Source organism: Providencia huaxiensis (genome assembly GCF_002843235.3).
GTDB lineage: Bacteria > Pseudomonadota > Gammaproteobacteria > Enterobacterales > Enterobacteriaceae > Providencia > Providencia huaxiensis.
On the sequence record NZ_CP031123.2, the window covers coordinates 34,118 to 46,124 of the forward strand.

At 42.5% G+C, this 12,007-nt stretch carries 12 protein-coding genes; 9 read left to right on the forward strand and 3 right to left on the reverse strand.

Features of this window, described 5'->3' with window-relative positions; genetic code table 11:
- Nucleotides 1-65 precede the first annotated feature (65 nt).
- The 9 genes from prfC (at nucleotide 66) to deoD (ending at nucleotide 10,745) form a co-directional block, all read left to right on the forward strand.
- Nucleotides 66-1,655 (forward strand): peptide chain release factor 3, encoded by a 1,590-nt coding sequence (gene prfC, locus CYG50_RS01640; protein ID WP_102138933.1) that lies wholly within the window; start codon nucleotides 66-68, stop codon nucleotides 1,653-1,655.
- Between the two features lie 195 nt (nucleotides 1,656-1,850).
- The gene (locus CYG50_RS01645) at nucleotides 1,851-2,261 is read left to right on the forward strand and encodes a BON domain-containing protein (protein ID WP_102138934.1); all 411 of its coding nucleotides are present in this window, start codon (nucleotides 1,851-1,853) and stop codon (nucleotides 2,259-2,261) included.
- Nucleotides 2,262-2,403: 142 nt separating this feature from the next.
- Complete coding sequence (locus CYG50_RS01650; protein ID WP_102138935.1) at nucleotides 2,404-3,501, forward strand: patatin-like phospholipase family protein; 1,098 nt, start codon at nucleotides 2,404-2,406, stop codon at nucleotides 3,499-3,501.
- Nucleotides 3,494-4,279 carry a TatD family hydrolase gene (locus CYG50_RS01655; RefSeq protein WP_232368229.1) on the forward strand — a complete coding sequence of 262 codons (786 nt, stop codon included), beginning with the start codon at nucleotides 3,494-3,496 and terminating at the stop codon, nucleotides 4,277-4,279. The genes CYG50_RS01650 and CYG50_RS01655 overlap by 8 nt, the downstream gene beginning before the upstream one ends.
- Nucleotides 4,280-4,584: 305 nt before the next feature.
- Complete coding sequence (locus CYG50_RS01660; RefSeq protein WP_181490142.1) at nucleotides 4,585-5,868, forward strand: NupC/NupG family nucleoside CNT transporter; 1,284 nt, start codon at nucleotides 4,585-4,587, stop codon at nucleotides 5,866-5,868.
- A 488-nt stretch (nucleotides 5,869-6,356) separates the two neighbouring features.
- Entirely contained in the window at nucleotides 6,357-7,136 is a 780-nt protein-coding gene (deoC, locus tag CYG50_RS01665) for a deoxyribose-phosphate aldolase (protein WP_102138938.1), read from the forward strand.
- Nucleotides 7,137-7,184: 48 nt separating this feature from the next.
- The gene (gene deoA, locus CYG50_RS01670; RefSeq protein WP_102138939.1) at nucleotides 7,185-8,507 is read left to right on the forward strand and encodes a thymidine phosphorylase; all 1,323 of its coding nucleotides are present in this window, start codon (nucleotides 7,185-7,187) and stop codon (nucleotides 8,505-8,507) included.
- Nucleotides 8,508-8,560: 53 nt separating this feature from the next.
- Nucleotides 8,561-9,784, forward strand: coding sequence for a phosphopentomutase (gene deoB / locus CYG50_RS01675; RefSeq protein WP_102138940.1), 1,224 nt, complete (start codon nucleotides 8,561-8,563; stop codon nucleotides 9,782-9,784).
- A 244-nt stretch (nucleotides 9,785-10,028) separates the two neighbouring features.
- Nucleotides 10,029-10,745 (forward strand): purine-nucleoside phosphorylase, encoded by a 717-nt coding sequence (gene deoD / locus CYG50_RS01680; RefSeq protein ID WP_004914779.1) that lies wholly within the window; start codon nucleotides 10,029-10,031, stop codon nucleotides 10,743-10,745.
- Nucleotides 10,746-10,812: 67 nt separating this feature from the next.
- On the opposite strand, the gene CYG50_RS01685 is transcribed toward deoD, so the two are convergent.
- From CYG50_RS01685 to CYG50_RS01695, 3 genes are all read right to left on the reverse strand, one after another.
- Nucleotides 10,813-11,133, reverse strand: coding sequence for a CcdB family protein (locus CYG50_RS01685; RefSeq protein ID WP_102138941.1), 321 nt, complete (start codon nucleotides 11,131-11,133; stop codon nucleotides 10,813-10,815).
- Nucleotides 11,133-11,321, reverse strand: coding sequence for a type II toxin-antitoxin system CcdA family antitoxin (locus CYG50_RS01690; protein WP_102138942.1), 189 nt, complete (start codon nucleotides 11,319-11,321; stop codon nucleotides 11,133-11,135). The genes CYG50_RS01685 and CYG50_RS01690 overlap by 1 nt, the downstream gene beginning before the upstream one ends.
- A gap of 83 nt (nucleotides 11,322-11,404) precedes the next feature.
- Nucleotides 11,405-11,899 (reverse strand): GNAT family N-acetyltransferase, encoded by a 495-nt coding sequence (locus CYG50_RS01695; protein ID WP_168222820.1) that lies wholly within the window; start codon nucleotides 11,897-11,899, stop codon nucleotides 11,405-11,407.
- Nucleotides 11,900-12,007 lie beyond the last annotated feature (108 nt).

The window sequence follows — 12,007 nt, forward strand, 5'->3', positions numbered from 1 at the left end:
GAACTGAAAAGAGAGTACTTCCAAAAGTGTGTACAAATCCGTGTACAAACTAAAAGAATTTATACATGGCAAACCAAGATTTTCTTAATGAAATCAATAAGCGAAGGACCTTTGCTATCATCTCTCACCCCGATGCGGGTAAAACCACAATAACCGAAAAAGTGTTATTGTTTGGACACGCTATTCAACGTGCAGGTACGGTAAAAGGCCGTGGCTCTAACCAACACGCTAAATCCGACTGGATGGAAATGGAAAAGCAGCGTGGTATTTCGATTACCACCTCTGTCATGCAGTTTCCTTATAATGATTGTCTTGTTAACTTACTGGATACCCCAGGTCACGAAGACTTCTCTGAAGATACTTACCGTACATTAACAGCGGTTGACTGCTGCTTAATGGTGATTGACTCAGGTAAAGGGGTTGAAGACCGGACACGTAAGCTGATGGAAGTTACCCGTTTACGTGACACTCCAATCTTAACTTTCATGAATAAATTGGATCGTGATATTCGTGACCCAATGGAATTAATGGATGAAGTGGAAAATGAGCTGAAAATTGCTTGTTGTCCAATCACATGGCCTATCGGTTGTGGTAAATTATTCAAGGGTGTTTATCATTTATTACGCGATGAAACAATCCTATACCAAACAGGTCAAGGGCATACAATTCAAGAAATCCGTATTATTAAAGGGCTAAATAACCCGGATCTCGATGCAGCCGTAGGTGATGAACTAGCCGCGCAGTTACGCGATGAGCTGGAATTGGTTCAAGGGGCATCCCATGAGTTTGACCATGATGCCTTCTTGCAGGGGGAATTAACCCCAGTCTTTTTCGGAACAGCGTTAGGTAACTTTGGTGTTGACCATATGTTAGATGGTTTAGTGGAGTGGGCTCCGCAGCCGCAACCACGCCAAACAGATTTACGCCAAGTTAATGCGACAGAAGAAAAATTCACTGGCTTCGTGTTTAAAATTCAAGCCAATATGGACCCAAAACACCGTGACCGTGTTGCATTTATGCGTATTGTTTCAGGTACTTATGAGAAAGGCATGAAACTGCGCCAAGTCCGTATCAAAAAAGACGTAGTAATTTCCGATGCGTTAACTTTTATGGCGGGGGACCGCTCTCAGGTCGAAAACGCCTACGCAGGGGATATTATTGGGTTGCACAACCATGGCACGATCCAAATCGGTGATACCTTCACACAAGGTGAAGAACTCAAGTTTACGGGTATTCCAAACTTTGCCCCTGAATTATTCCGTCGTATTCGTTTACGTGACCCGCTAAAACAAAAACAACTGCTAAAAGGCCTCGTTCAGTTATCTGAAGAGGGGGCGGTACAGGTTTTCCGTCCGTTAACTAACAATGACTTAATTGTTGGTGCGGTAGGGGTGCTGCAGTTTGACGTGGTGGTTTCGCGTTTGAAAAGCGAATATAACGTTGAAGCTATTTATGAAGCTGTTAACGTTTCTACTGCGCGTTGGGTTGAGTGCGATGATGCGAAGAAACTTGAAGAGTTTAAGCGCAAAAATGAGCAAAACTTAGCCCTTGATGGTGGCGATAACTTATCTTATATCGCACCTACAATGGTGAATCTTAACCTCACCAGTGAACGCTACCCTGACGTTAAATTCCGCAAAACACGCGAACACTAATTGTGTTTATGACCCACGACTAACATGGTTAGCAGTGGGTCATCTTATTTCGAACTTCATTTAAAGTTACTTTCCCTGTTTTTTTGGTGCTTATCATCAAGAATATTCTGTGTTTATTACCTTTCTCTTTATTTTTTATGTTTTTTTACTTAGGCTATATTATTCGTTGTCCATTGCAGTGAAAGGAAGGTTTTTATGAAAAAAGCAAAACTATTGAGTTGGTTAGGAGTTATTGGGTTGAGCTGGGCACTCGCGGCTTGTAGCTCATCATCTGATAGTGCTTTGAAAAAACAAGCTTCAGATACGTGGGACAGTGCATCTAAGACAGTTGAAATGGCAGGTAAAGATACTGGAAATGCTATTTCGAGTGGCGCTAAAAATACCGGCGAGTACATTGATGACTCAGCGATTACTGCTGATGTAAAAGGGAAATTACTGGGTACGAAAGGTATATCGAGTAACAGCGTATCAGTTAAAACCGTCAATGGTGTTGTTTACTTATCAGGTTTTGTTAAATCAGCCGATCAAATGGATAAAATTACCCAAGTTACATCGCAAGTTAATGGGGTTAAATCGGTACAAAATGGTTTAGTGATTGCTAACTAAGTGGTAAATAAATGTCTCAATAGCTCATATTGCTGAGTATTTATTGTACAATGTTGATAGAATGGGTTTTCTAGGGGAAGCTCATTCTGTTTTTGAGCTATTTAAAGTGAATTAAAAAGAACTTCTGTCATCCAGAGGCATTATGGGAAAACACGTTTCAGTTACACTCGGCACGATTGAGCCGCTTGCATTCTTTGATAATATCAACTCGGGAAAAACGGCTCTGATTTGTGAAGGTGGCGGCCAACGAGGGATTTTTACTGCAGGTGTACTGGATGAGTTTCTTATCTCTGATTTCAACCCTTTTGATCTGATGATTGGTACTTCTGCAGGAGCTCAAAACCTTTCTGCGTATATTTGTGGGCAAGCGGGCTACGCACGTCGCGTGATCACACGCTATACAACCAATTCAGCATTTTTTAATCCCTTGCGTTTTATTCGAGGTGGCCATCTGATTGATTTAGATTGGCTAGTCGATACCACAGCAAAAGAATTTCCATTACGTATACAAGCAGGGCTCGATTTATTAGATTCAGGCCGTGAATTCTATATGGGGGCAAGTCGCAGTGATGATTTTTCTGCGGCCTTCTTACAGCCTGATGCCGACACTTGGTTGGATATCATTCGTGCGTCCAGCGCGATCCCGGGTTTTTATCGGGAAGGCGTCGAACTTGATGGCACTTTATATCAGGATGGCGGTATTAGTGCTGCGATCCCAGTTGAAGAGGCATATCGTCGTGGCGCAGAGACCATTGTTGTGATCCGTACCGTTCCCTCCCAAATGTATTTTACCCCTGAATGGGTGAAAAGAATGACTCGGTGGTTGGAAGGGGAAAATAATGGCCTACAACGTATGGCCGCTATGCTGAAAGTTCATCTGAAAAGTTACCGTAAAACGCAAGAATTTATTGAAAACCCACCAAAAGATGTACAGGTCTTTGAGATTTATCCACCTGTTCCACTGAAAAGCAGTGCGCTGGGTAGTAAGGTGTCTTCACTTAATCAAGATTACCATACGGGTCGCCGGTGTGGCCGCTATTTTATTGCAGCACTGGGTGACGCATTTGACCACAGTACAAATCGCTTTAGACATACCTTGGCACAGAAAATTGAGTCGAATCCATTAGATATTCAGCTTGAGCCTCAAGTACCGAGTGAGCTCATTCCTGAATTGGTGACTGAGCCTGTCTCTTCAGTGCCTCTGGCTGCAATATCAGCAAATGAGAGCCGTGATGGCTGAGCTTCAATTTATCGATACCCATTGCCATTTTGATTTTCCACCCTTTAGTGACTCTTTTACTGAAAGCTTGAAGCTTGCTCAGCAAAGTGGCGTGAGCGATATTGTCATTCCTACGGTGAGTGTGGATAATTTTGAGCGTGTTTGGCAACTGGCACAGCAGTACCCGCAGCTCCATGCTGCTATGGGTTTTCATCCATTATATTTAAGTCAGTTTCAAGAACAACATATTGATATATTGACTGATTATCTAACTGAAAAAAATAAAAAATGTGTAGCGATAGGCGAAATTGGGCTTGATCTCTATATGCAAAACCCGCAATTTGAACGCCAGCAAGAGGTGTTGTCCGCACAATTAAAGTTAGCGAAACAGTTTGATTTACCCGTTATTTTGCATTCACGAAAAAGCCATGACCCATTAGCAGCGATGTTACGTCGTTTTGAGGTCCCTGCTCGTGGTGTCGTACATGGCTTTGCTGGCAGCCTATCTCAAGCGCAAGCCTTTGTTAAACTTGGTTATTATATTGGTGTGGGTGGAACCATTACTTATGAAAGAGCGAATAAAACTCGCCATGTGATGTCCCAACTTCCTTTGGCTTCATTATTATTCGAAACGGACGCCCCCGATATGCCTGTTTCGGGTTTCCAAGGTGAGCCAAATCGGCCTGAACGTATTGAGTGGGTTTTTCGTTCATTATGTGAGCTTCGCCACGAATCCCCTGAAGAAATAGCCCAACAACTTTACAACAATAGCTTGTCGTTATTTAATCTCACCAAATAAAACCGCATACAAATTCATAAGTAATGTTTATGTAATTTCACTAGTTAGCTATTTAAATCTATTTAGTCTTTATTGTGATGAATTAGGACTTTAGTTCCTTTCCAGACTAAACCGAGTCTATTTTGTGATTCTTGTCACATTATGTGAATTTTTGTTGTTTATTGCAGTGTGTATTTGTGATGAGTATTGCGGGTTATTGGTGATGACTAGGTATAATCATCAGATTAAGAATCAAGGCGACTTACACGTTTCCTTATATATCAACCTAAAATAAAGTGAACAGGGATCCTTCCATGCAGCTCATTATGAGTATTATCGGAATGGCGGTACTTATCGCGATAGCTATTCTATTTTCCAGCAATCGCCGAGCAATTAAACTCCGCACAGTCGGTGGTGCATTTTTAATTCAATTAGCCATTGGCGCATTTGTTCTTTATGTTCCTGCGGGGCGTAGTGTGCTTCAAGGGATGTCTGATGCGGTTTCTAAAGTTATTGGATATGGCCAAGATGGGATGAGTTTCATCTTCGGTGGCCTTGTTTCCGATAAAATGTTTGAACTGTTTGGCGGCGGTGGCTTTATTTTCGCTTTCCGTGTTCTGCCAATTATCGTTTTCTTCTCTTCATTAATTGCTGTGCTTTATTATTTGGGCATCATGCAGTTAGTGATTAAAATTCTTGGTGGTGGCCTGCAAAAAGTACTGGGAACCTCAAGAACCGAATCCTTATCTGCGACAGCGAATATCTTCGTAGGGCAAACGGAAGCGCCATTGGTTGTTCGCCCTTATATTGCAACAATGACCACATCAGAGCTGTTTGCCATCATGTGTGGTGGTTTAGCTTCTGTCGCGGGTTCAGTTTTGGCGGGCTATGCACAAATGGGTGTGCCTATGGAATACCTGATCGCCGCCTCCTTTATGGCCGCTCCAGGTGGTTTATTATTCGCTAAACTGATGGTTCCAGAAACGGAAGATGTGAACGATCGGGTTGATGCAACCGATTTAGTTGCTGAAGATGAGCGCCCAGCCAATATCATTGATGCAGCAGCATCTGGTGCATCATCAGGGATGCAACTGGCACTGAACGTGGGTGCAATGTTATTAGCTTTTATCGCATTGATTGCGTTGATTAATGGCATCTTAGGTGGCATTGGTGGTTGGTTTGATTATCCACAATTATCACTTGAATTATTATTAGGTTGGTTATTTGCACCGATTGCCTTCTTAATTGGTGTACCGTGGAGTGAAGCGACAGTCGCGGGTTCTTTTATCGGTCAAAAAATTGTCGTGAATGAATTTGTTGCCTTTATGAACTTTGGTGATTATATGAAGGCAGATGCAGAAGTGCTGGCAGCGGGTAAACAAGTGCTTTCTGATCATACTAAAGCGATTATTTCGTTCGCATTATGTGGGTTTGCTAACCTTTCATCCGTCGCTATCTTACTCGGTGGTTTAGGGGGCATGGCGCCAAATCGTCGTAGTGAGGTTGCTCGTTTAGGTATGAAAGCGGTTATGGCGGGTACCCTGTCTAATTTAATGAGTGCAACCATCGCAGGCTTTTTCTTGACGTTAGGCGCAGCGGCAGTCATTTAATTTATGTATCTGGTGGTAAGATTTATACCATCTCAAATAAGTCAATCGGAAGGGCAATAGTCCTTCCGTTTTCATTTTGATTCGCTATATTCTTTTATGACTTTTTATATCAATCGTAAATTTTCAACTATTCTTAACTTAGTCAATTAATGATGAAGAATACATTGAAAAGCCATTTGAGCGAAAAACTGATGGTGAGAGATGATATAATTAGATATTCATCACATTTTTTATTTTAATAATGTAACATTCAGTCGATTAATGTGATTTGTAGCACATAAAAAGGCATCATTCCATGGTCAAATAGGCATTAGTAAGCTGCTATGGAACTGCTAGTTCTCAGAGTCTAGGACTCTAGGGCATGATGCGGTGAGAAGGATCTCAGCTGCTCAGTTCGGAAAGCATCCGACTAGCATCTTTAAGGAACCAAGCCCGCTCGCCAACAAAGAACGTGTCGTTCTGAAGAATTAACAACGTTGGAGAGTTATATGACTGATTTAAAAGCGGCCGCACAACGCGCGCTGTCCCTTATGGATTTAACCACTTTAAATGATGACGATACCGATGCAAAAGTCATCGCACTGTGTCATCAGGCGAAAAGCCCAGCAGGCAATACGGCAGCAATCTGTATTTACCCTCGTTTCATTCCAATTGCACGTAAAACATTACGTGAACAAGGCACTCCAGATGTGCGTATTGCAACGGTCACAAATTTCCCACACGGTAACGATGATATTGATATCGCATTAGCTGAAACTAAAGCGGCGATTGCTTACGGTGCAGATGAAGTTGACGTTGTTTTCCCTTATCGTGCACTGATTGCCGGTAATGAACAAATTGGTTTTGACTTAGTGAAAGCCTGTAAAGACGCTTGTGCAGCTGCCAATGTGTTGTTGAAAGTGATCATTGAAACAGGTGAATTAAAAGATGCAGCGTTAATCCGTAAAGCGTCTGAAATTTCGATTAAAGCGGGTGCTGATTTTATTAAAACCTCTACGGGTAAAGTGCCTGTTAATGCAACTTTAGAAAGTGCAGAAATCATGATGCAAGTCATCCATGATATGGGCGTTGAAAAAACAGTGGGCTTTAAGCCAGCTGGTGGTGTACGTACCGCAGAAGAAGCCGCTGAATACTTAGCGTTAGCGGGACGAATTTTAGGTGACAATTGGGCTGATAGCCGCCACTTCCGTTTTGGGGCTTCTAGCTTATTAGCAAATTTATTAAATACGCTGGGTTTTGACGTTAAAAAATCAAGCAGCAGCTATTAATTATCGCAATATTGTTAGCCGATAAATTCGACTTTAAAGGAGCATATTGTGTTTCTGGCACAAGAAATTATCCGTAAAAAACGCGATGGTAAGCCATTAAGTGAAGAAGAAATTCGTTTCTTTATCAATGGAGTTCGTGATAACTCAGTTTCAGAAGGTCAAATTGCTGCATTGGCAATGACTATCTATTTTAATGATATGACCATGCCTGAGCGTGTTGCATTGACATTAGCAATGCGTGATTCAGGAACGGTTCTGAACTGGAAATCACTCAACCTCAACGGCCCATTAGTTGATAAACACTCAACGGGCGGCGTGGGTGATGTGACTTCACTGATGCTTGGTCCAATGGTTGCAGCTTGTGGTGGCTATGTACCGATGATCTCAGGCCGTGGTCTAGGCCACACTGGTGGGACATTAGATAAGCTTGAAGCGATCCCTAATTTCGATATCTTCCCAGATGATGTCCGTTTCCGTGACATTATCAAAGATGTCGGGGTGGCAATTATTGGGCAAACTAACTCATTGGCGCCTGCTGATAAACGTTTTTATGCGACCCGTGATATTACCGCGACAGTGGACTCAATTCCGCTAATTACGGCTTCAATTTTAGGCAAAAAACTGGCTGAAGGCCTTGATGCTCTAGTGATGGACGTTAAAGTCGGCTCTGGTGCATTTATGCCAACGTATGAGAAGTCAGAACAGCTAGCAGAGTCTATTGTTAAAGTAGCCAATGGGGCGGGTTGTAAAACGACCGCATTATTGACTGACATGAATGAAGTGTTGGCATCCAGTGCAGGTAACGCAGTTGAAGTACGTGAAGCGGTTCAATTCTTAACGGGTGAATACCGTAATCCACGCCTTTATGAAGTTACCATGGCATTATGCGTAGAAATGTTAGTGTCTGGTTCATTAGCTGCAAACCGCGAAGAAGCGCGCCAAAAATTACAAGCAGTATTAGATAATGGTAAAGCGGCAGAAGTGTTTGGTCGCATGGTTGCCGCTCAAAAAGGGCCTGTTGATTTTGTTGAAAACTACAACAAATATCTGCCAACAGCCGTGCTGAGCAAAGCCGTTTATGCACCTCAAGACGGTATTATCACGCAAATGGATACACGTGCACTGGGTATGTCTGTCGTGACTTTAGGTGGTGGTCGTCGTAAAGCGACAGACCCAATTGATTATAGCGTTGGTTTAAGCGATATCGCTGCGTTAGGTGCCAAAGTGGATACCCAGACGCCACTGGCAATTATCCATGCAAATAGTGAAAAAGCGTGGGAAGAAGCGGCGAAGGAAGTGCGCGAAGCGATGGTGATTGGAGACAAGGCACCTGAAGCGACACCTATGGTTTATCGCCAAATCAGCGAATAATACAAATAGATTTTAGTGGTATATCGTATTTAAAAATACCGCAGGAGAAAAATATGAAACGCACATTTATTATGGTTTTGGATTCCTTTGGGATCGGAGCTGCACACGATGCACATAAATTTGGTGATGAAGGCTCAAATACGTTGGGTCACATTGCAGATGCTTGCGCACGCGGCGAAGCGGATATTGGCCGTAAAGGGCCTCTGCATTTACCGAATTTAACAAAATTAGGTTTAGGTAAAGCAGGAGAGGAATCAAGCGGTTCATTCCCTGCGGGCCTTGATCCTAAAGCAGAAATTATTGGCGCATATGGTTATGCGAGCGAAATTTCTTCGGGTAAAGATACGCCATCAGGCCACTGGGAAATTGCGGGTGTGCCTGTGCTATTCGACTGGGGTTATTTCTCTGATGAAGAAAACAGCTTCCCACAAGAACTGTTGGACACTTTAGTTGAGAAAGCTAACTTACCGGGCTATTTAGGTAACTGTCATTCATCAGGTACAGTTATCCTTGATCAACTGGGTGAAGAGCATATGAAAACAGGGAAACCTATTTTCTATACCTCTGCTGACTCAGTATTCCAAATTGCGTGTCACGAAGAAACTTACGGCTTAGATAAACTGTATGAGTTGTGTGAAATTGCGCGTGAAGAGTTAACCAAAGGTGGTTATAACATTGGCCGTGTTATCGCGCGTCCATTTGTTGGTGACAAGGCCGGTAACTTCACACGTACAGGTAACCGCCATGACTTAGCGGTAGAGCCACCAGCACCAACGGTATTGAAAAAATTAGTTGATGAAAAACAAGGTGAAGTCGTCTCTATCGGTAAAATTGCGGATATTTACGCTCACGTAGGTATCACTAAGAAAATCAAAGCCACAGGCATTGATGCGCTGTTCGATGCCACTGTTGAAGAAATGAAACTGGCGGGTGACAACACTATCGTTTTCACTAACTTTGTGGATTTTGACTCTGCATATGGCCACCGCCGTGATGTGGCCGGTTATGCCGCAGCATTAGAATTATTCGACCGCCGTTTACCTGAGCTGATGAAATTAGTTAAAGAAGACGACATTCTAATTTTAACGGCTGACCACGGTTGTGACCCAACTTGGCCAGGTACTGACCATACCCGTGAGCACATTCCTGTGTTGGTTTATGGCCCGAAAGTGAAACCAGGTTCATTAGGTCATCGCGAAACCTTCGCGGACATTGGGCAGACAGTGGCTAAGTACTTTGATTTGTCGCCGATGGATTATGGTAAACCAATGCTCTAACACCCATTACCCGTCATACTTTGAGCTGTAGCGGTGTTGGCTGCACAAAATCACCCTAATCACATACTGATGTATGCTCATAGGGATGATTTTCTTTGCCGCCTAGCTACAACTCAAATTATTTAGGGTAATGGCGGGGAATTAAAAGTAATGGGCAAGGCTTTGCCGTCATACTTTTTTAATAATAAGGTGGGAAACCACCTTATTAACTTAAAAATATTTAATCATTTAAAGGGAAATAATCATGGCAACTCCACATATTAATGCAGAAATGGGTGATTTCGCTGATGTCGTTCTGATGCCAGGCGACCCATTACGTGCAAAATACATCGCTGAAACTTTCCTTCAGGATGTTCGCCAAGTCAATAATGTGCGTGGCATGTTAGGTTTTACAGGGACTTATAAAGGTCGTAAAATTTCTGTAATGGGTCACGGCATGGGGATCCCTTCGTGCTCTATTTACGCGAAAGAGCTGATCACTGACTTCGGTGTAAAAGTGATTATTCGTGTGGGTTCATGTGGCGCAGTTATGGATGACGTGAAATTGCGTGATGTTGTGATTGGTATGGGCGCTTGTACTGATTCACGTGTTAACCGTCAACGCTTTAAAGAAAATGATTTTGCAGCGATTGCAGACTATGACTTAGTCCATAATGCGGTTGAAGCGGCAAAAGCGAGAAACGTGAATGTCCGTGTGGGTAACCTGTTCTCAGCAGACCTATTCTACTCACCAGACCCTGATATGTTCAAAGTGATGGAAAAATACGGCATTCTGGGCGTTGAAATGGAAGCTGCGGGTATCTATGGTGTTGCGGCTGAGTTTGGTGCGCGTGCATTAACGATTTGTACCGTTTCTGACCATATCAAAACTGGCGAACAAACTACGTCAGAAGAACGTCAAACCACGTTCAATGAGATGATTGAGATTGCACTGGATTCAGTGTTGTTAGGCGATAAATAATCGTTAGATGTTTTCATTATGCTATAAATGCCACCGATTGAGTGGCATTTTTTGTGAAATAAAAACTCTAAATCCCCGAAATGATCATGTCAACAGCCGAAATAATTTTTGCATGAACATTCGGGATGATACAGACGAGGTCACGTGGCTTAAGTTTATTAATGGAAATAGTGGTTATGGATTTAGTGATAATTACATGGTGAATACCATTAATATAAACCACAGGGGTTAGAGCCTTAACTTGTGAATTGTTATGCGATAATGGCGATATAGGCATGATAACACGTGAGTGATAGTCACTCAGTAGGTCATTTTGGATATCAATAAGATAAGGATATTGGTCTTTCGACCTGATTGATTTATTACGATAAACAGCATATTGAGGCATTAAATCACCCCATACTCATGATCATCAGTAAATAGCCCTGCTTGTTGTTCAAATTCATTAAAGTTATCAATGTTTGTTCTATTTTTTTCTTTCCATTTGGCGTCAGAGCTTTGTTTGATAGCAAGGGGGAAATCTTGTTGTAGGTTTGCCTTATTTTGCGTCTCAGTGAAATTATTTTGCGTTTTCATGGGCTACCTAGATTAAGTGGATAAGATGGAGATTACTTTAAGGTAGCACCACTATGCTGGCAACTACCATGGTCTTTTTAAGACTAACTTTTTATCCGACTCATCATCACTGCATCAACATATTGCCCATCACGAAATGCATAATCTCTCATGCGGCCTTCTTGTTCGAAGCCAAACTTCTCATACAGCCCAACGCCACTGCCATTTGCTGCAAACACTTCTAGTTCTATGCGATGTACATTCAACCAGTTATCGCAGTAATCCACCATCACTTGCATCAGTTGTGAGCCAATGCCTTTGCCTTGGTGGGCTTCACTAACGGTAATGCCGAAGGTGGCGACATGGCGACGACGCACTTGGCTTGGTTGGCTAATTACAAGCAAACCGACAACTTCCTCACCAATGGTGGCAACAAACTGGGTGACGAGAGGATCATTTTCCCCGAGGCGAGCTTCCCATGTTTTTTCTGTTGGGTAAGGCAGTTGTAAGGTGTTGGCATACGCAGAATAGTCAGCGTGCATTTTAGTGATGGCTGGTACATCGTCCAGCGTTGCTCTGCGGATGGTTATGTTATTCATTACTTTACTCATCATTGTCGTTTCTAGAATATATTAATCACATCAAAAACATATTATGTCAACTTAGCAAAGTCATATAAATCGAGTAGTAGCACTAAATTTTACTGA

Coding starts and splice junctions, on each gene's coding strand:
- CYG50_RS01655 (WP_232368229.1), top strand. CDS start 3,494: ATGGCTGAGCTTCAATTTATCGATACCCATTGCCATTTTGATTTTCCA.
- CYG50_RS01660 (WP_181490142.1), top strand. CDS start 4,585: ATGAGTATTATCGGAATGGCGGTACTTATCGCGATAGCTATTCTATTT.
- CYG50_RS01685 (WP_102138941.1), bottom strand. CDS start 11,133: ATGCCTCAATATGCTGTTTATCGTAATAAATCAATCAGGTCGAAAGAC.
- CYG50_RS01690 (WP_102138942.1), bottom strand. CDS start 11,321: ATGAAAACGCAAAATAATTTCACTGAGACGCAAAATAAGGCAAACCTA.
- prfC (WP_102138933.1), top strand. CDS start 66: ATGGCAAACCAAGATTTTCTTAATGAAATCAATAAGCGAAGGACCTTT.
- deoC (WP_102138938.1), top strand. CDS start 6,357: ATGACTGATTTAAAAGCGGCCGCACAACGCGCGCTGTCCCTTATGGAT.
- CYG50_RS01650 (WP_102138935.1), top strand. CDS start 2,404: ATGGGAAAACACGTTTCAGTTACACTCGGCACGATTGAGCCGCTTGCA.
- CYG50_RS01695 (WP_168222820.1), bottom strand. CDS start 11,899: ATGAATAACATAACCATCCGCAGAGCAACGCTGGACGATGTACCAGCC.
- deoB (WP_102138940.1), top strand. CDS start 8,561: ATGAAACGCACATTTATTATGGTTTTGGATTCCTTTGGGATCGGAGCT.
- CYG50_RS01645 (WP_102138934.1), top strand. CDS start 1,851: ATGAAAAAAGCAAAACTATTGAGTTGGTTAGGAGTTATTGGGTTGAGC.
- deoD (WP_004914779.1), top strand. CDS start 10,029: ATGGCAACTCCACATATTAATGCAGAAATGGGTGATTTCGCTGATGTC.